Annotated in this window: 16 protein-coding genes; 7 read left to right on the top strand and 9 right to left on the bottom strand. The window is 61.1% G+C overall.

Translation table 11 applies throughout. The features are described from left to right. Positions 1 to 84 precede the first annotated feature (84 nt). The 4 genes from QEP12_RS04060 to QEP12_RS04045 form a co-directional block, all read right to left on the bottom strand. The gene (locus QEP12_RS04060) at positions 85 to 1,737 is read right to left on the bottom strand and encodes a Na/Pi cotransporter family protein (protein WP_284213423.1); all 1,653 of its coding nucleotides are present in this window, start codon (positions 1,735 to 1,737) and stop codon (positions 85 to 87) included. 164 nt (positions 1,738 to 1,901) lie between these two features. Further along, on the bottom strand, positions 1,902 to 2,426 hold the full coding sequence (gene lspA, locus QEP12_RS04055) for a signal peptidase II (RefSeq protein ID WP_284213422.1): 525 nt from the start codon (positions 2,424 to 2,426) through the stop codon (positions 1,902 to 1,904). A gap of 145 nt (positions 2,427 to 2,571) precedes the next feature. Next, positions 2,572 to 5,427, bottom strand: coding sequence for an isoleucine--tRNA ligase (gene ileS / locus QEP12_RS04050; protein WP_284213421.1), 2,856 nt, complete (start codon positions 5,425 to 5,427; stop codon positions 2,572 to 2,574). Between the two features lie 101 nt (positions 5,428 to 5,528). Then, positions 5,529 to 6,563: a bifunctional riboflavin kinase/FAD synthetase gene (locus QEP12_RS04045; RefSeq protein WP_284213420.1), complete on the bottom strand. Its 1,035-nt coding sequence runs from the start codon at positions 6,561 to 6,563 to the stop codon at positions 5,529 to 5,531. Positions 6,564 to 6,719: 156 nt separating this feature from the next. Between QEP12_RS04045 and QEP12_RS04040 the strand changes: the two genes are divergently transcribed. Both QEP12_RS04040 and QEP12_RS04035 read left to right on the top strand, forming a co-directional pair. Continuing rightward, positions 6,720 to 7,319 (top strand): HNH endonuclease, encoded by a 600-nt coding sequence (locus QEP12_RS04040; protein ID WP_174862877.1) that lies wholly within the window; start codon positions 6,720 to 6,722, stop codon positions 7,317 to 7,319. A 54-nt stretch (positions 7,320 to 7,373) separates the two neighbouring features. Continuing rightward, positions 7,374 to 8,321 (top strand): bestrophin family protein, encoded by a 948-nt coding sequence (locus tag QEP12_RS04035; RefSeq protein ID WP_174862878.1) that lies wholly within the window; start codon positions 7,374 to 7,376, stop codon positions 8,319 to 8,321. Positions 8,322 to 8,478: 157 nt separating this feature from the next. On the opposite strand, the gene QEP12_RS04030 is transcribed toward QEP12_RS04035, so the two are convergent. Together QEP12_RS04030 and QEP12_RS04025 are read right to left on the bottom strand one after the other, a co-directional pair. After that, positions 8,479 to 9,597 carry an acyl-CoA dehydrogenase family protein gene (locus QEP12_RS04030; RefSeq protein WP_284213419.1) on the bottom strand — a complete coding sequence of 373 codons (1,119 nt, stop codon included), beginning with the start codon at positions 9,595 to 9,597 and terminating at the stop codon, positions 8,479 to 8,481. A 17-nt stretch (positions 9,598 to 9,614) separates the two neighbouring features. Further along, positions 9,615 to 10,796: an acyl-CoA dehydrogenase family protein gene (locus tag QEP12_RS04025; RefSeq protein WP_284213418.1), complete on the bottom strand. Its 1,182-nt coding sequence runs from the start codon at positions 10,794 to 10,796 to the stop codon at positions 9,615 to 9,617. A 476-nt stretch (positions 10,797 to 11,272) separates the two neighbouring features. On the opposite strand from QEP12_RS04025, the gene QEP12_RS04020 reads away from it, so the two are divergent. Beyond that, on the top strand, positions 11,273 to 12,916 hold the full coding sequence (locus QEP12_RS04020) for a methyl-accepting chemotaxis protein (protein WP_284213417.1): 1,644 nt from the start codon (positions 11,273 to 11,275) through the stop codon (positions 12,914 to 12,916). A gap of 69 nt (positions 12,917 to 12,985) precedes the next feature. Here the strand turns inward: QEP12_RS04020 and QEP12_RS04015 are convergent, their stop codons facing one another. Next, on the bottom strand, positions 12,986 to 13,651 hold the full coding sequence (locus QEP12_RS04015; RefSeq protein WP_284213416.1) for a YceH family protein: 666 nt from the start codon (positions 13,649 to 13,651) through the stop codon (positions 12,986 to 12,988). Positions 13,652 to 13,672: 21 nt separating this feature from the next. Here QEP12_RS04015 and purN point away from each other — a divergent pair, with 21 nt between their 5' ends. Then, the gene (gene purN, locus QEP12_RS04010; protein WP_174862888.1) at positions 13,673 to 14,266 is read left to right on the top strand and encodes a phosphoribosylglycinamide formyltransferase; all 594 of its coding nucleotides are present in this window, start codon (positions 13,673 to 13,675) and stop codon (positions 14,264 to 14,266) included. A gap of 121 nt (positions 14,267 to 14,387) precedes the next feature. Here purN and QEP12_RS04005 read toward each other — a convergent pair whose 3' ends face one another. Both QEP12_RS04005 and QEP12_RS04000 read right to left on the bottom strand, forming a co-directional pair. Next, complete coding sequence (locus QEP12_RS04005; protein WP_174862889.1) at positions 14,388 to 15,047, bottom strand: FMN-binding negative transcriptional regulator; 660 nt, start codon at positions 15,045 to 15,047, stop codon at positions 14,388 to 14,390. A 57-nt stretch (positions 15,048 to 15,104) separates the two neighbouring features. After that, positions 15,105 to 15,350 (bottom strand): DUF1653 domain-containing protein, encoded by a 246-nt coding sequence (locus QEP12_RS04000; protein WP_284213415.1) that lies wholly within the window; start codon positions 15,348 to 15,350, stop codon positions 15,105 to 15,107. 162 nt (positions 15,351 to 15,512) lie between these two features. On the opposite strand from QEP12_RS04000, the gene QEP12_RS03995 reads away from it, so the two are divergent. The 3 genes from QEP12_RS03995 (at position 15,513) to QEP12_RS03985 (ending at position 18,230) form a co-directional block, all read left to right on the top strand. Then, positions 15,513 to 16,784, top strand: coding sequence for an RsmB/NOP family class I SAM-dependent RNA methyltransferase (locus tag QEP12_RS03995; RefSeq protein WP_284213414.1), 1,272 nt, complete (start codon positions 15,513 to 15,515; stop codon positions 16,782 to 16,784). Positions 16,785 to 16,907: 123 nt separating this feature from the next. Next, positions 16,908 to 17,696, top strand: a complete 789-nt coding sequence (locus QEP12_RS03990) for an SOS response-associated peptidase (protein WP_284213413.1) — start codon at positions 16,908 to 16,910, stop codon at positions 17,694 to 17,696. Between the two features lie 117 nt (positions 17,697 to 17,813). After that, the gene (locus QEP12_RS03985) at positions 17,814 to 18,230 is read left to right on the top strand and encodes a hypothetical protein (RefSeq protein WP_284213412.1); all 417 of its coding nucleotides are present in this window, start codon (positions 17,814 to 17,816) and stop codon (positions 18,228 to 18,230) included. Positions 18,231 to 18,374: the final 144 nt, after the last annotated feature.

Below are 18,374 nucleotides of genomic sequence, written 5' to 3'. Positions count from 1 at the left end.
GGCCCCGGACGTCATCAAAAAAGCCGCTGATTCAGCGGCTTTTTTGGTGGCAGTGCATGCGGGCAAGCGCTGCGCGGAGAGGGCTTAACGGTGCTCCAAAGGCTCACGCAGGCGGCTGGGTGCCAGCGCCCCAGCGGATTCCAAAATCGGGTAGGCCACCGAGCACAGCAGCGAGTTGATGCGCTTGAGGTCACTGATCAAGTCAATGTGCAGCGAGCTGGTCTCAATGCTTTGCACCGTATTGTCCGAGAGGCGATCCAGGTGGGTGGCCGAGTAGGCCAGCTCCAGATCACGAAAGCGCGCCTTTTCTTCCAGCAGTTTTTGCGCGTCGCGCACATTACCGTTCAAGAACACGCTCATGGCCAGGCGCAAGTTGGCTACCAAGTGGTCGTGCATGCGGTTGATCTCTTCCAGCCCCGCTTGGGAAAACTGGCGCCCCTTTTTGATCTTCTTGTCTTCCACGTCCTGCAGCACGCGTTCCACCAAGTCGCCCACCTGCTCCATATTGATGGTGAAGCTGATGATGTCGGTCCAGCGGCGGCCTTCTTTCTCGTCCAGTTCGGCGCGTGAAATCTTGGTCATGTAGTACTTGATGGCGGAGTACAAATCGTCCACTTCATCGTCCAGCTTGCGCAGGTCTTCAGCCAGCTTCTGGTCATCGGTTTGCCACACGCGCTTGAGGCCCAGCAGCATGGACTCCACCACGTCGGCCTGGTGCAGGGCTTCACGGGCCGCACATGAAATGGCCAGCGATGGTGTGCTCAGCGCCGATGCATCCAGATGGTGGGGGCGGCTGGTAGAAGGCGATGCCACCTGCACGGGCAAGATTTTTTCCACGATGAAGGCGATGCGCCCGGTGAGCAAAATGCACACCATGGCCACCACCGTATTGAATGCCAGGTGGAACAGCACCACCAGGGTGCCCACATCGGGGGCCACGGCGCGCATGTACGTATGCCAGGGGCCAATCAGGGGGATCATCAGCACCACGCCCACCATCTTGAACATCAGATTGCCCAAGGGCACCTGGCGGGTTTGGACATTGGCTTTCAGCGTGGTCAGCACCGCCAGCAAACCGCTGCCCAGGTTGGCACCAATCACCAGCCCCAGGGCCACATCCACCGGAATACCGCCCGACGCTGCCAAGGTGGCCACCAGCAGCACGGTGGCCAAACTGGAATAAGAAATGATGGAAATGATGGCGCCCGTGAGCACCTCCATGGTGATGTCACTGGTCAAAGCCTCCAACAGCGTCAGCATGGTGGGGCTCTGGGTTAGCACGGTGGTGGATTCAGTGATCAGGCGCAGCGCCAGCAGCATCAAGCCCAGGCCAATAAAAACACGGCCTACGCGCCCTGTGGTGGTGTCCTGGCGTGAGATGAACATCACCACGCCCACAAAAATAAACAGCGGTGACAGCCACGACAAATCCAGCGAGAAGACCACAGCCATCACGCTGGTGCCCACATCCGCGCCCAGCATCACAGCCAGCGCCGCAGTCAGGGAGACCATGCCCTGGCCCACAAACGACGAGACGATCAGCGCCGTTGCCGTGCTGGACTGCACGATGGCCGTGACCCCGATCCCTGAAAGCACTGCTTTGAGCCGGTTGCTCACCCCACGCGAAATAAATTGGCGCAAATTCGCCCCGAAAACGCGCAAAACGCCGGTGCGAACCAGTTGGGTGCCCCAAACCAAGAGGGCAATAGCGGCTAAAAGATTCAGTAAATGCTTCATGGATGCTCGACAAAGGAGCTTGGGAATATACGCCGCATACAGCAACGTAGTGCGATTCAGAGGCAATAACGCACGACAGGGTGCGATTTGTATACAGGGTGTTCCTGTAGGCATAAAAAAAGCAGGCTTTGTGCCTGCTTTGCGGGGGAGGGGCCAAGGCCACTTCAAGTCGCGGCGCGTTTGGCGCGGCGGGCACGCAAAATCTCATCCAGGATCAGGCTGGCTGCGCCGACGCAAATGGCAATGTCGGCCACGTTGAAGGCAGGGTAGTGGGCACCGCGCCAGTGAAAATCCAGAAAATCCACCACATAGCCGTGCTGCAGGCGGTCGATCACATTACCCAGGGCACCGCCCAAAATGCTGGCAATCGAGAAGCAGAAAAACTTTTGCTGCGGGTGTTTGCGCAGCTGCCAGATGATGAGCACGGTGGCCACAGCGCCAATCCCTACAAACAGCCAGCGCTGCCAGCCGCCGTGGTCGGCCAAGAAGCTGAACGCCGCACCGGTATTGTGCGCACGCACGATGTTGAAGAAGCTGGTGACCGGGGTCCAGTCCCCGTATTCAAAGAAACTCAAAATCCACTGTTTGGTGAATTGGTCGAGCCCCACCAGCAGGGCTGCCCAGACCAGCCAGGGCCAATAAGCAGGCTTGCGGGTCATACCAGGGGAGATAGAAGCTGGAGAACGCATGGCGTGCCTTTGAGAGGTAAGGGCAGAAAAATATAGCTGCTTGCGCTTGTATCCATTGGCTTTTCATATAAAAACATATTGAAACCTAATAAATACAAGCGCTAGGCGCTCCCTTTTTGAAGGAGCGCCGCAGCCCACACAAGGCTTAGGCCTTGGTGCGCACTTCACCTTCGCCGTGCAGATTGCTGTCGCAGCGGCCACAGATGGTGGGGTGCGCGGGGTTTACGCCCACGTCGTCGCGGTAGTGCCAGCAGCGCTCGCACTTGGCGTGTTCGCTGGCCTGGACGCTGGTGACCAGCGCCTCACCGGCGATGGCCTGCGCGGCCGAGGTGATGAACACAAACTTCATGTCGTCGCCCAGCGACTGCAGCAGGGCCAGATCTTCGGGCTCGGCGGTCAGCGTGACTTCGGCCTGCAGGGACGAGCCCACGGCGCCGGTGCCGCGCACCACTTCGATGTCCTTGTTGACCTGGTTGCGGATTTCGCAGATGCGGTTCCACTTGGCCAGCAGCGCTGCGTCGCCTGCGGGCAGCGCGGTGAACTGCTCCAGGAAGATGGATTCGCTGTGGCCCACGATCTTCCACGCTTCTTCCGCCGTGAACGACAGGAAGGGCGCCATCCAGCGCAGCAGCGCATGGGTGATCTGGTGCAGCGCGGTCTGCGCCGAGCGGCGCGCCAGGCTCTTGGGCGCGCTGGTGTACAGGCGGTCTTTCAACACGTCTAGGTAGAAGCCCCCCAGGTCTTCCGAGCAGAACAGCTGGATCTTGGCGACCACGGGGTGGAATTCGTACACCTTGTAGTGGCCCAGAATGTCTTGCTGCAGCTCCGCTGCACGCGCCAGCGCGTACTGGTCGATTTCCAGTAGGTCGTCGTACGCCACAGCATCGGTGGCCACGTCAAAGTCGCTGGTGTTGGCCAGCAAAAAGCGCAGCGTGTTGCGGATGCGGCGGTAGGCGTCCACGACGCGGGCCAGGATCTTGTCGTCGATGCCCAGGTCGCCCGAGTAGTCGGTGGAGGCCACCCACAGGCGGATGATTTCGGCGCCCATTTTGCTGGAGACGTCCTGCGGCGCTACGGTGTTGCCCAGCGACTTGGACATCTTCTTGCCCTGGCCGTCCACGGTGAAGCCGTGGGTCAGCAGGCCGCGGTACGGCGCGCGGCCAAAGATGGCGCTGGCCAGCAGCAGCGAAGAGTGGAACCAGCCGCGGTGCTGATCGTGCCCTTCCAGGTACAGATCAGCCTCGGGGCCGTGGTCATGGTGGTGACCGGGGTGCGAGCCGCGCAGCACGTGCCAGAAGGTGGAGCCGGAGTCAAACCACACTTCCAGAATGTCGGTGCTCTTGGTGTAGAGCTTGGCTTCTTCGGCACCCAGAATTTCTTCGGTGGTCACGCGGCTCCAGGCCTCGATACCGCCTTGCTCGATCATGGCTGCGGCCTGGTCGATGATTTCCATGGTGCGGGGGTGCAGCGCGCCCGTGTCCACATGCAGGAAGAAGGGGATGGGCACCCCCCACGAACGCTGGCGCGAGATGCACCAGTCTGGGCGGCCCGCGATCATGGCGCGCAGGCGGTCCTTGCCGTTCTCGGGGTAGAAGCTGGTGGCTTCAATGGCTTCTAGCGCGATCTGGCGCAGGGTCTTCTCGGGCTTTTGCGCGGGGTCGGTGAACACACCTTCGCCTTCGTCCATGCGGATGAACCACTGGGCCGCCGCGCGGTAGATGACGGGCGTCTTGTGACGCCAGCAGTGCGGGTAGCTGTGGGTCAAGCCGGTGGTATCCATCAGGCGATTGGCCACCTTCAAGGCGTCCAGAATCACGGGCACGGCCTTCCAGATGTGCTGGCCGCCAAACAGGGGCAGGTCAGCCGCATACACGCCGTTGCCAGTCACCGGGTTCAGGATGTCCTTGTAGTCCAGGCCATTGGCCACGCAGGAGTTGAAGTCGTCCACCCCGTAAGCCGGCGACGAGTGCACGATACCGGTACCGTCTTCGGCGGTAGCGTATTCGGCCAGGTACACGGGCGAGATGCGGTCATAGCCCTTGTCCACGTGCGCCAGCGGATGCTTGAAGGGCATGTGGTCAAGCTTTTCGCCCTTGACCGTGGCCACCACGGTGCCTTCGATCTTCCAGCGGGCCAGGCATTTTTCGACCAGTGCCGAAGCCAGCACCAGCAGGCCGCGCTCGGTGTCGACCAGGCTGTATTCCAGATCGGGGTTGACGTTCAGCGCCTGGTTGGCGGGGATGGTCCACGCCGTGGTGGTCCAGATCACCACAAACGCTTCCTTGTTCAGCGCGGGCAGTCCAAAGGCGGCCGCCAGTTGGGCTGGATCAGCCGCAGGGAACATCACATCCAGCGTCTGCGACTGCTTGTCGGCGTATTCGATTTCAAACTCGGCCAGCGAGGAGGCGCAGTCAAAGCACCAGTACACGGGCTTCAGACCGCGGTACACAAAGCCGCGCTCCATGACCTTTTTCAGCGCACGCAGCTCGTTGGCTTCGTTCGCGTAGTTCATGGTCTTGTAGGGGTGATCCCAGTCACCCAGCACGCCCAGGCGTTTGAAGTCCACCATCTGCTGCGCGATCTGCTCGGTGGCAAAGGCACGGCTCTTGGCCTGCATTTCGTCGCGGGGCAGGTTGCGGCCATGCAGTTTTTCGATGGCGTTTTCGATGGGCAGGCCGTGGCAGTCCCAGCCGGGGGCGTACAGCGCGTCAAAGCCTTCGAGCTGGCGGCTCTTGACGATCATGTCCTTCAAAATCTTGTTCACCGCATGGCCGATGTGCAACTTGCCATTGGCGTAGGGCGGGCCGTCGTGCAGGATGAACTTGGGTGCCCCGCTGCGGGCATCGCGCAGCTTCTTGTAAATGCCCTGTTCATCCCACTCCTTGGCCCAGGCGGGCTCGCGCTTGGGCAGGTCGCCGCGCATCGGGAAGGGGGTGTCGGGCATGTTCAGCGTGGCGCGGTAGGCGGACGCTTCGGGCTTGTTCGATTTCTGTTCAGACATGGGGGAACCTTGAGGACTTACCGGGCTTTATCGGCCGGGCGTAAAAAGCGGGGATGGAGCACCGAGCGCAATGCCGGCGCCCGAGCTGACGAGGGCGAGCGTCAAATTCGGTCGCGCGTGGTTTGGCGACGGGTTTCGGTGTACGAGGCGAAGAACGCGCGCGCGTCATCGCAGTCCTTGGCAATACCCGCAGTGAGGGCAGCCAGACTGTCGTATTTGAGCTCGTCGTGCAGTTTGTGCAAAAGTTCCACACGGATGATTTTACCGTAGGCACCTTCGCCACCGAGTGGAAGCGGCCAATCCAGGCAGTGCGTCTCTAGCAGTACACGCCCGCCATTGACATCGTTCGGGTCCAGCGAGGGGCGCACGCCTAGGTTGGCCACGCCGCGCAGCGGCTGTGCACCCAGGCCATGCACCAGCACGGCAAAGATGCCGCTGGCGGCTGGTTTCCAGTGGTTAAAGCGCAGATTCAAGGTGCGAAAACCGTCCTGTGCACCGGGGGTGGATTCCGCCAATTGGCGGCCCAGCTTGCGGCCATGCACCACATGGCCGGAGATGGTGTAGGGGTGGCCCAGCATCTGCGCGGCCAACGCCATGTCGCCCCGTGCCAGTGCCGCACGCACGGTGGTGCTGGAGACGCGCTCGCCATGCACCTCGTAGCTGTTCATGCGCGCCACGTCAAAGCCTTGTGCCTGCCCTGCCGCGTCCAGCATGGCGTAGTCGCCCGCGCGCTGGGCACCAAATTTGAAGTCATCGCCCACCAGCACATATTGCGCCCCCAAACCATTGAGCAGGACTTCTTGGATAAACGTGTCTGGCGACTGGCTGGCCAGTTTCTCGTTGAAGGGCAGCACGATGACCTGGTCAACGCCACACAGCTTCAACTGCGAGAGCTTGTCGCGCAGCGTACCTACGCGCGCAGGGGCAAGTTCTGGTTTTTTGAATTTTTCCGCAAAGTAGTCACGCGGGTGGGGCTCAAACGTCAGCACGCACGTAGGAATGTGGCGCTGGGAGGCTTCGGCGGACAGCAGCGCCAGCATGGCTTGGTGCCCGCGGTGCACGCCGTCAAAGTTGCCAATCGTGACGGCGCAATGGGGAGCCAATCCGGGGTGCTTGAATCCGCGAAAAATCTTCATTGTGTGCTTTGGTTTTTATAGCTTGTAAAACCTGCTGTATGTGCTGTGGTAGCAGTTTGTCACCGAAAGCAAGTATATTGTGCTGCAGATGGACGGCGAACCAAGCCCGACGGTGGGCGCTCAGGCAGTTGCCCATCCCGTGGAAGGAGGCCGAACGTGAGAGTTTTGAAGCTGTCCGCCCATGGCTTGCCCCAGTCATGGATCACCCTGGAAGAGGCCGTGCTGCACTATGCGGCGGACGATGTGCGCTGGACCCTGGGCGCCTCGGTGGCCCTGTTTCGCGGCGGCCACAATGCAGCCACCGGTCTGCAATCGTGCATCGAGGTGCACAGCATCATTGGCACGCGCGGCGTGCCCCGGGTCAGCCCCCATGATTTGAAACCGGGGTTGACCAACGCCAAGCTGTTTGCCCGTGACTGCAATGTGTGTGCGTACTGCGGCAAAAGCTTTGAGGCTGAGGCACTCACCCGCGAACACATCCTGCCCGTGTGTCAAAAAGGCCAGAACACATGGATGAATGTGGTCACGGCCTGCAAGCCCTGCAATCACCGCAAAGGCCCGCGCACGCCAGAGCAAGCACGTATGCCCTTGTTGTATGCGCCGTATGTGCCCAGCATCTGGGAAGACTTTATTTTGCGCAACCGCCGCATCTTGGCGGACCAAATGGAGTTTCTGCGCATGCATGTGCCCAAGACGTCACGGTTGGCCATGTCCAAAGACCATGCGGCAGAGTTTGAATATTGCAGCAATACCTGAATTGGCCATTTGCGGCATGGTGAAATCCAGGGTTTCCCCTTTACACCTGCCGCCATGATTGTTCACGAGCGCCCCAACGGGCTGACCCTTTTTGTCATGCTGAGGGGGTCTATCTTGCAGCGCATTCGTGGCAAGCTCTGCTTGAACATCTTGCTGGCGCTGCTGGTCACATTTGCCCACGGTTATCTCTTTGACATCAAGATCACCGTGACGCCCATTCCCTTTACGCTGATTGGCTTGCCATTGGCGATTTTCCTGGGCTTTCGCAACAACACCGCGTACGACCGCTACTGGGAAGGCCGCAAGCTGTGGGGGGATTTGAATATCCGCGCCCGCGTGATGGCACGACAGTGCCTGAGCCTGATTCACACCGAGCAGCCCCTGGATCCGAACAACCGCGATGGCGATGTGCGCGTGCGCGTGGTGCACCGCACACTCGCCCATGCGCATGCCTTGCGCGCGCAGCTGCGCAACCACATGGATGACCGGGCGGTGCAGCGCTGGCTCACTGCGCAAGATTGGGACAAGGTACGCAATCTGGCGCTGGACTACCGGGGCGATGCCATCGTGCAAGCCAACGCCAACGATCTGGCGCATTGCATGCGCGAAGGGCGTATTGATCCCATCAACTACAACAAGATGGACGAAACGCTCACTTTTATGACGTTTGCGGCGGCTTCGTGCGAGCGTCTGCGTCACACGCCCATGCCGTTTTCTTACACCTTGCTGCTGCACCGCACCGCGCACCTGTATTGCTTTTTGCTGCCGTTTGGTTTGGTGGACGTGACGGGCTTCATGACCCCGTTTGTGGTGGCGATTGTGGCCTACACCTTCTTTGGTCTGGATGCCTTGGGCGACGAGCTGGAAGAGCCTTTTGGCACCGACAACAATGACTTGCCGCTGGATGCCATGTGCCGCAGCATGGAGATGAATTTGCTGCATTTGCTCGGGGATACGGAAATCCCCGCTCCCATGCAGCCGGTACACAGCAAGCTCACATAACGCGTGCTGCCTGTTGCAAGCGCATAGCAGGCAGCAAAAGCAAAGGCCACCGCAGAGGTGGCCTTGTGCTTTCTCGGGGGGCCTGCTTCATGCCGGGGTGTGCGCGCAGGGAGAACACTCCCAGGCACCCGCTTCGCAGCGCATCCGCGCGATGGCTTTATGCGTCGCCCACGCCGGCGGTTTCCTGCATGCGAGACGAGACCTCACCCAAATGGTGCAGGCCGTCACCGTAGGTCATCTCCAGTTGCGTCAGTTTTTTGAACTGGTGCGAGACGATGTATTCATCGGTCACGCCAATGCCGCCATGCAACTGCACCGCTTGCTGGCCTACAAAGCGCATAGCCTGGCTCAGTTGCACGCGGGCGCGGGCAATGGCGCGGCGACGTTGCTCGGCGGGCGTGTCCAGTTGCAGGCTGGCGTAGTAGCTCATGGAACGCGCCAGCTCCAGCTGCATCTTCATGTCGGCCAAACGGTGGCGCAGCGCCTGGAAGCTGGCAATGGCCACGCCAAACTGCTTGCGCTGGTTCAGGTAGTCGGCCGTGATGCGCAGCACCTGGTCCATCACCCCCACGGCCTCGGCGCAGACGGCGGCGCTGCCCGTGTCCACGGCCAGTTCCAGCGCGGCCAGGCCTTCGGAGGTCACCAGCGTGGCCGGGCTGTGCTCGGCTTCCACCTCGGCGGCGCGGCTGCCGTCTTGGGTGATATAGCCCCGGGTGGTCACGCCAGGGGCGTTGCGCTCCAGCAAGAACAGGGCTTGCTGGCCATCCAGCATGGCGGGCACGAGGAAGGCATCGGCGTGGTCGCCTGCAGGAACTATGCTTTTATGAGCTGTCAGCGTATATCCATTGGACGTTTGAGCCGCTTTTGACTCACATTTGTCTAAACGATAGCGAGCGCGGCGCTCTTGGTGGGCCAGCACCACCAGCGTTTCACCGCTGGCAATGCGGGGCAGCCAGTGGGCCTGTACCGCCTCTGGGGCGTAGTGGTTCAGCACCTTGGCCGCCATAAAGCTTTGCGCCAAGGGCTCCAGCACCATGCCACGGCCCATTTCTTCCATCACCACCATCGCTTCTACAGCGCCCATGCCCATGCCACCGTGGGCTTCTGGCACGTTCAGCGCCGTCAGGCCCAACTCGGCCAGGGCGCTATAGGTGTCACGGCTGAATCCGCCAGCTTGCACTGCCGCGCGGCGGTGTTCAAAGGTGTAGGCCTTGTCCACCCAGCGGCGGGCGGCATCGCGCAGTTGCTGCTGGTCGTCAGAAAAATCGAAATCCATGTGTGTCTCTCCCAGTCTTAGCCCAGCAGCGTCTGAGCGACGATGTTGCGTTGCACTTCATTGCTGCCACCGTAAATGGTGGTCTTGCGGAAGTTGAAGTAAGTCCCGGCCAACGGTGCGTTGCCCACGGTGCCGCCGGGGAAGTTGCCTTGCCAGCCCGCTTCCATGGCTTCTTCAATGAACGGCAGGCTGTAGGGGCCTGCGGCCAGCATCATCAGCTCGGTGTAGCGCTGCTGAATCTCGCTGCCTTTGATCTTGAGCAGGCCGGCAATGTCCAGCGAGTTCTTGCCGCTTTTCTCGGCCGAGAGCACGCGCAACACCAGCATTTCCAGCGCAATAATGTCCACTTCCAGCAAGGCAATCTGGTCGCGGAAGCGGAGGTCTTCCCAGACGCCTTCTTGTTTGGCAATGCGCTTGAGGCGCTCCAACTCGCGCTTGGAGCGGTTCACATCGGCGATGTTGGTGCGCTCATGGGCCAGCAGGTGCTTGGCGTAGGTCCAGCCCTTGTTTTCTTCGCCAATCAACTGGTCGGCGGGCACTTTCACGTTGTCAAAGAACACCTCGTTGACTTCGCACTCGCCGTCCAGCAGCTTGATGGGGCGCACGGTCACGCCCGGGCTCTTCATGTCCACCAGCAGGAAGCTGATGCCAGTCTGGGGTTTGCCTTCGTTGCTGGTGCGCACCAGATTGAACATCCAGTCGCCGTGCTGGCCCAGCGTGGTCCAGGTTTTTTGGCCGTTGACGATGTAATGGTCACCGTGGCGTTCGGCCCGGGTTTTGACGCTGGCCAGGTCGGAGCCGGAGCCGGGTTCGGAATAGCCCTGGCTCCACCACACTTCACCGCTGGCAATGCCGGGCAAAAAGCGCTGCTGCTGTTCGGACGTGCCATAGGCCATGATGACCGGGGCCACCATCACCGGGCCAAACGGCACCACAGCAGGTGCACAGGCGCGGGCGCATTCTTCGGCAAACAGGTGTTTTTGCACGGCGGTCCAGCCGGGGCCACCAAATTCTTTGGGCCAGCCGCTGGCCAGCCAGCCCTTTTTTCCCAGCACCTTGGCCCAGCCTTGGATGTCTTCGCGGCTCAGGCGCAGGTCGTTGCGTACCTTGTCAGCCAGCGCGGGGTTGAGGTTGTCTTTGAGCCAGGCGCGAACTTCTTCGCGGAAGGCCAGTTCTTCGGGCGTGTATGCCAAGTCCATGCAAATGCTCTCCTTGTGTAGCAAGGTGGACACAAGGCCCACCATGCCACTGAGCGTGGGCCTTTTGCTGCGCTGCGGCAACAGGGGGAATACGCAGAAGCTGTCACCAAGGTGCTGCATGGCGCATGGGCCGAGGGGGCATCTCAGGGAGTGACGCTAGGACGGTAGATAGATGCCTATCCCCTGCAGTGCGCGCAGCCAAGGCAGTAAGTGGTGAGAGGTGCTGAAAACTGCTGATTTCCTTAGCCCCTATAGGGCTGCAGACCCATGCTTTGCATCAAAAAATATACAATTTGAAACATGTGGATAAAGCAGAACCAGCGCCGTGAAAGGTCGCATGCAAGGTGCAGACCCCGAGGTGCAGGCCCACGCTGTTCACGGTGCAGGCAGGCTTCTTCCACAGGTCATAAATCACACGGATTGGGGTGCTGAAAAGTGAAATTCGGTGCTTTCAGAGCTATTTTTTAGGACGAAAAATGAGTTGGTTTACAAACCTGCGGGTGGGCGTCAAGCTCATCGGCGGCTTTCTGGTGGTGGCTGCAATCGGGGCTGTGATTGGCACGCTCGGTATTCTGAAGTCGGCACAAATCAATCAGATGGCGTCGACCATGTATGACAACGAGGTGGTGGGGCTCAGTCATGTCGCCGAAGCGAATGTGCAGCTGGTATCGGCCAGCCGTGCCACCCGCAATGCCATTTTGGCGTACACGGCAGAGGAGCGAAATTACAGTCTCAAGGTCTATAAGGAACGTGTGGGGCAGGTGTACGCGGAGCTGCAGCAGGCAGAAAAACTGTTTGTGACCGCTGCCGGCAAAGCGCAGGTGAATGAAGCCTTCAAAGCTGTTCAAGCCTTTGATGCAATGTCGCAAACGTTGCTGGACAAGCTGCAAACGGAGGGGTTGAGCGATAAGCGCGATTCCACCGAGATGGTGTTCACCCAACTGCGCCCCGTCACGGACAAGGCCGACGACATGATGTCGGAGCTGATGGCACGCAAGAAAGACAATGCCGCCAGATTGAGTGCCCTAACCGACCAGGTGTATGCAGACATTCGCTTTTTGCTGATCAGTGTGACGGTGCTGGGTGTGCTGGCGGGGATTGCGATCGGCGTCTTGCTGACCCGGGGCTTGTCCAAGCAGTTGGGCGGCGAGCCGGTGGACGTGGCCGCCACGGCGACGGCGATTGCCGATGGCGATTTGTCTACCACCATTGATACGTCCCGTGCTCAGCCGGGCAGCGTGGTGTTTGCCATGCAGCAGATGCAAGCCTCGTTGCGCCAAGTGGTGGGCGCCGTGCGCAGCAGCAGCGACAGCATTGCAACGGGTGCAAATCAAATCTCCATGGGCAATGCCGATCTGTCGCAGCGCACCGAAGAGCAAGCCAGCAACTTGGAAGAGACCGCCGCTTCGATGGAGGAGTTGTCCAGCACCGTGCGCATCAATGCGGAAACGGCACAGCATGCGGCGCAACTGGCCAAGTCCGCCAGTGAGGTTGCGGTCAAGGGTGGCTCTGTGGTGGAGCAGGTGGTGGACATGATGGACGACATCAATACGTCCTCACGCAAGATCTCCGACATCATCGGGGTGATTGATGGCATTGCGTTCCAAACCAATATCTTGGCCTTGAATGCTGCGGTGGAAGCTGCGCGTGCGGGCGAGCAAGGGCGCGGTTTTGCGGTGGTGGCTGGAGAGGTGCGTACTTTGGCGCAGCGCAGTGCGGAAGCCGCCAAGGAAATCAAAACCTTGATTGGCGACAGCGTGCAAAAGGTCGAGGCGGGCGGTAAGTTGGTGGGCGAAGCCGGAACCACCATGCGGGACATCGTGACCCAGGCGCAACAGGTCAGCACCTTGATCTCCGACATCAATGAGGCGGCCACAGAACAAACGGCCGGGATTGAACAGGTCAGCCATGCCGTCATGCAGCTCGATCAAGTCACCCAGCAAAATGCGGCCTTGGTGGAAGAGTCCGCCTCGGCGGCGGACAGCCTGAACCAGCAAGCGCGGCAACTGGTGCAAGCGGTGGCCGCCTTCAAGCTGGAAGATGTCAGAGGCGGCGTGAGTGTGGCCCGCGCCAAGCCAGCGACCGATGCAGGCGCTGCCTACGCTTTGACGCAGGCCTGAGTCGCTGCTGCGGGTAAAAGGGCGTGCCTTGTGCAGGCGCGGCACGCCTTGCCTGGATCGGTGGGTGGATTACTCCCCTAACGCAGCGCACAAGCGCTGTACCTGGGCTTCTAGCATTTCCACCCGGGCTTCCAGGGCCTCAATGCGGCGGGCCTCGACGCAGTCAAGGGCTGGGGCGCTGTGGTCACTGCTGGCGCCGCCTGGTACGGCCAAGCTGGGTGCGCCGCACAGCAGGTGGGCCCAGCGCGCTTCGCGTGCGCCCGGGGCTTTGGGCAGCAGTTGTACCAGCGCGCCACCTTTGTCTGAGCTGCGGTCTTGCAGCTCTTCCAAAAAGGCTTCCACCGATCCGGTGTCAGCAAAGCGGTGCCAGCGCTCGGCATTCGTGCGCAGCTCGGCCGCAGTTTGTGTGCCACGCAGCATCAGCAAGCCCAGCAGGGCGCTGGCCTGGCTGGGCACGCCCAGCACGCGCTCAAAGTTGTGCTCCCAGCGCATGGCGCGCTGGCCGCTGACTTCAATCACCAAATGGCGGTCACGCAGGCTGTCGAGGGCGCTGAGAATGTCAGCCTCGCTCAGGTTCATGACCGGCTCGCGGCTGGTTTTCTGGTTGCAGCCGCTGGCCAGGCTGTTGAGCGTGAGCGGGTAGCTGTCCGGCACGGTGCGCGCTTTTTCCATGAGGGTGGCAAGCACACGTGCTTCAGTCGGGGACAAGGGCTGGTTCTGATGGTCGAAGGTCATGGCAGGGATAATTGCGACGCAATGAAAAACATCGTGATTTTGATCTCGGGCGGCGGATCCAATATGGCTGCCATTGTGAAGGCAGCCAAGCAGCAGAACTGGGAGCGCCGTTATGGTGCCCGCGTGGCAGCGGTGCTCAGCAACAAGGCCGATGCCAAGGGGCTGATTTTTGCCAAGGAGCACGGCATCGCCACCGAGGTGCTGGATCACAAGCAGTTTGACAGCCGCGAAGCCTTTGATGCGCAGCTGGCGCAAGTGATTGACCGCTACACCCCCAGTGTGGTGGTGCTGGCAGGCTTTATGCGCATTCTGACGCCCGGCTTTGTGCAGCATTTTGCGGGGCGCATGGTCAACATCCACCCCTCGCTGCTGCCCGCCTTCACCGGTTTGCACACCCACCAGCGCGCCATTGATGCGGGCTGCAAGTTTGCTGGCTGCACCGTGCATGGTGTGACGGCGGAGCTGGATGTCGGCCCCATTTTGGACCAGGCCGTGGTGCCCGTGCTGCCCGATGACACGGCCGAGACGCTGGCCGCCCGCGTGCTCACGCAAGAGCACATCATTTACCCGCGTGCCGTAGCGGCCCTGCTGCAAGCCACGTCAGCTAGCGCCTGATTCCAGGGTGCTCAGCCTTCCATCACTCAGTCACTTCCGCCTTGCCTTGCTGCTGCCATGTCTGCGGCGTGGCTTCGCGCCACGCAGGATGGGTGGTGCGAAATAAAAGCTGAACGCTGCGCTAAGTCTGCGCTGGGCTGCCGGTCATGGCGCTGCCCAGTTCCGGCGCGCCTGCGGCGCTGACTTTCTGTGCCGCTGCCAGGCGGTCTGCATCACTGCGGTTTTGGCTGAGCTTGAACTTGGCCTCCAGCCGCTCCACCGCAATCTCCAGCCCGACGATGTGCTGCAGCCGCTCCATCAAGGCATCGTGCGGCATGTGCTTGGGGCCCCAAGGCCCGGCAGGGTCGGGCATCTGTTCGTGGATGCGGTGCTCCTGCGTGCGCGAGAGCTTGCCCAGCACGCGCAGCAAAAAACGCTGGTCGGTATGCACACGCACGTGGCCGTGCACGTGCACCACGCGGTAATTCCAGGTGGGCACCAGCAAATGGGTGTCGTGTTTGCTGGGGTACCAGTTGGGCGAGATGTAGGCATGCTCTGCACGAAACACCACCAGCACCGCATCGCCATCGCACAGTTGCTGTGCCAAGGGGTTGGCCCTGGCCACATGGCCAATCAGCCGGGTGCCGCCGTCTTCTGGCGCCAAGGTCTCCAACTCCCACGGAATGTGGTTGGCATCCAGCCCGCCGGTATGCACATGCACCAGCATGCCCAGCGGGTACGCGCGGATCAGCGCCAGCGCCTGCTCAGGGTCTTGCACCTGAAAATCGGGAGGAATGTACATGGGCATCTCCAAACAAACGACACACCACGATGCAGCATCGCGGCCATGCGGGGCCAGTTACCGGGCCGCTTCCACCCGCGTAAAGCGTGGCTGCGGCACGCCATCGATCACCACAGTCTCATTGAACATGGCTGCGGGGCGCACCCACAGGCCGCGCTCGCCATACAGTGCGCGGTACAGCGTCATCGGCTCCAGGGTTTCGCTGTGGCGCACGGTGTCGATCACTTCATACAGCATGCCTTTGTAGTGGCGGTACTGGCCGGGCGGGGTGACGATCAGCGGGGGCAGGTGGTCGTTGTGCATAACAATCTATCAAAATAAGAGCTGCTGGCGTAGGTTGCATAAGGGTTTAAGCCCTAAAAGGGTTGAAATACGCCAACCTGCAGCCGTGGCCTAGCGCCATCGTACCCAGTTGCAGCAGCCAGCGCGCCACCGGGATTTGGCGGCAGTGGGACAATACGGGCTATGCATCCCAAAGCCCTTCTCGACGCTTGCGCCGAACTGGTCAAGCTGACCCTCCAATTCCAACACCCCGCCGACGCCGTGGTGTCCCGCTATTTCCGCGACCACCGCAACCTGGGGCCGCGCGAGCGCGCCACCTTGGCTGAAACCGCCTACACCGTGCTGCGCAAGAAAACCTTGTTTGAAGCCATGGCGCGCAGTGGCAGCGGCCCCAAAGAGCGCCGCTTGGCCATTTTGGGTTTTCACGCACCGCGCAATTTCTTGCAGGCGGCGTTGAGCGACCAAGAAATCAAGTGGCTGCAGCAGTGCGACGCCATCCAGCCCGAAGAGTTGATGGCCCAGCATCGCCACAACCTGCCCCAGTGGATGGCAGACGCTCTGCAAGCCCAGGTGGGCGACCAGTTTGAAGCACTGGCCGCCAGCATGCTGGAGCCCGCACCGCTGGACCTTCGCGTCAACACCCTGAACGCCAAGCGCGATGCGGTGCAAAAAGAGCTGGCCCAAGCGGGCATCAAGGCGGTTGCCACGCCGTATTCCCCCTGGGGCCTGCGCGTGCAAGACAAGCCTGCGCTGACCAAGCTGGCCGCCTTCCAAGAAGGCCGCCTGGAAGTGCAAGACGAAGGCTCGCAGCTGCTGGCCCTGCTGCTGGAGGCCAAGCGCGGCGAGATGGTGGTGGACTTTTGCGCCGGTGCCGGTGGCAAAACCCTGGCCATTGGCGCGCAGATGCGCAACACCGGCCGCCTGTACGCGTTTGACGTATCGGCCCACCGTCTGGAAGCCTTGAAGCCCCGTCTGGCGCGCAGCGGTTTGTCGAACGTGCACCCCGCCGCGCTGGCCCATGAGCGCGATGAACGCGTCAAGCGCCTGGCAGGCAAGATTGACCGCGTACTGGTCGATGCACCCTGCTCGGGTCTGGGCACCTTGCGTCGCAACCCCGATCTGAAGTGGCGCCAGGATGAAAAGGCCGTGGCCGAGTTGAATGAAAAGCAACTCTCCATCCTGACCAGCGCCGCGCGCATGGTGAAGTCGGGCGGGCGCCTGGTCTACGCCACCTGCTCGGTGTTGCCCGAAGAAAACGAGCACATTGCCGAAGCCTTCCAAAAGGCACACCCTGACTTTGTGCCGCTGGATGCGGGCGAAACCTTGGCCAAGCTCAAGGTAGAGCAGGCCGAAGGTCTGTGCGCCGGGGGTGAAACCGGCACGCGCTATGTGCGCCTGTGGCCGCACACCCACCAAACCGATGGCTTCTTTGCCGCCGTGTGGGAGCGCAAGTAACGCCGGAAGTTGCTGGCGGCTGCCAAAGGCAGTGTTGGATTCCTCAGTCCCCGCAGGCTTTGGCTGTGCGGGGATTTTTTATGGCTACAGTATTTTCAGGCCGCAGCCACGTACGATTACCCCATGACCACCCAATACGAAAACCTCGCCACACTCGAGCTGTGGAACGACTTTTTCAAAGTTACCCCTGCCGAACTGCCCGCAGAGCGCCAGATGCGCGCGCGCCGCATGTCCGGCTTTATCCGCGGCACGGTATTGCCTGCTGCGCAAGCGCCGGAGCTTGCCGCCCCTGCACCTGCGCCCGCCCCTGAAGCGGCAAGTGATGGCAGCGCACCAGTGCCTGCCCCCAGCAAAAAAACTGCACCCCAAGTGGCGCGCGAATGGGTGCCTGCACAGTGGGGGTTTATTCCCCCGCAGGCCAAGTCCGTCAAAGACGCCAACCTGCGCGCCCCCAAGTTGCTGGTGGCGCTCAATGAAACTGTGAGCACCACCCAGGCCTTTCGCGATGCATGGCTGGCGGGGCAGCGCTGCATCATCCCCATGCAGGCGTTTTATGTGGACGATGTGCGCACCGGCAAGGCCATTCCCACACGCATCGCCCGCGTGGACGGCCAGCCCATGGGCGCTGCGGGCGTCTGGAGCCGTTGGACGGATCCGGAAACGGGCGCGGAGCTGCTGAGCTACGCCATCTTGACCCTCAACGCCAACAGCCACGCGCTGATGCGCCGCTATGGCCCGCAGGGTGCAGAGCGCCGCATGCCTGCCATTTTGGGCGAGGGCACCTACGACGCCTGGCTGACCACCCGCCAAGAAAAAGCGCGCGAGTTTATGCGGGCTTATCCGGCCAATTGGTTGCTGGCCAATCCGCTGGAGCACAAAAAAGACAAAAAGCCCAAGGGCTTGTTTGATTGATTTGATAGCTGCTAGCGCTTGCTGGGATTGCGTTGGAGGGTGATTTGACGCTGATTTCTAAGCTGCTGCTGGTCGCTGACAACCAAGTCCTGTTCTCCTGTCTGCACAGAGTTTGTTGTGCAACAACCCCCTGACGGTATGCCGCTAGCCCACGTTGAATCAACCTCAGCCCTTGCCCCCTTCACAGCTTGGGCACACGCCATAGCACCTGTAGACTCTGCCTCCTTTGAGGTGTTGGCCTGGGTGTCACTGGGCTTTTACCTGCTCTTTGCCGTGGTTGCCCTGCACTACGCCCTCAAGCCTTGGGCGGAAAAAATGATGCTTGCCGCCATCGGGGGCGCAACGGTCGCATCGTTGCTATTGCACCTCTCCATTCGGCACAGCCCTGCGTACGTGGGCGAAGGCGCGCTGTGGAAATTTGTCGCTGTGTCCCAGTACCTGCCCTGGGTGGTGATCAGCGTGGGGGCTGTCTACTTGCTCTACCGTGTGGGCACCTCACTGCGCCCAAAGCACCGTGGAACGGATGAACGATAAAGCCCCCCCTTTGGGAACAGGCGCGGTGATTCTGAGCAGTCATGGCGCTGAAAACAGAAAAGCCTGTTGCAGGGTGGCTGGCAACAGGCTTTTGCTTTTTATAGCTGCTTGCGCTTGCTGGGTAAGTGTTAGCAGCCGCTTTGG

Source organism: Comamonas jiangduensis (genome assembly GCF_030162955.1).
GTDB lineage: Bacteria > Pseudomonadota > Gammaproteobacteria > Burkholderiales > Burkholderiaceae_C > Comamonas > Comamonas jiangduensis.
The sequence above is the reverse complement of the archived record's forward strand: the minus strand, read 5'-3'. Positions and strand labels throughout refer to the sequence as shown.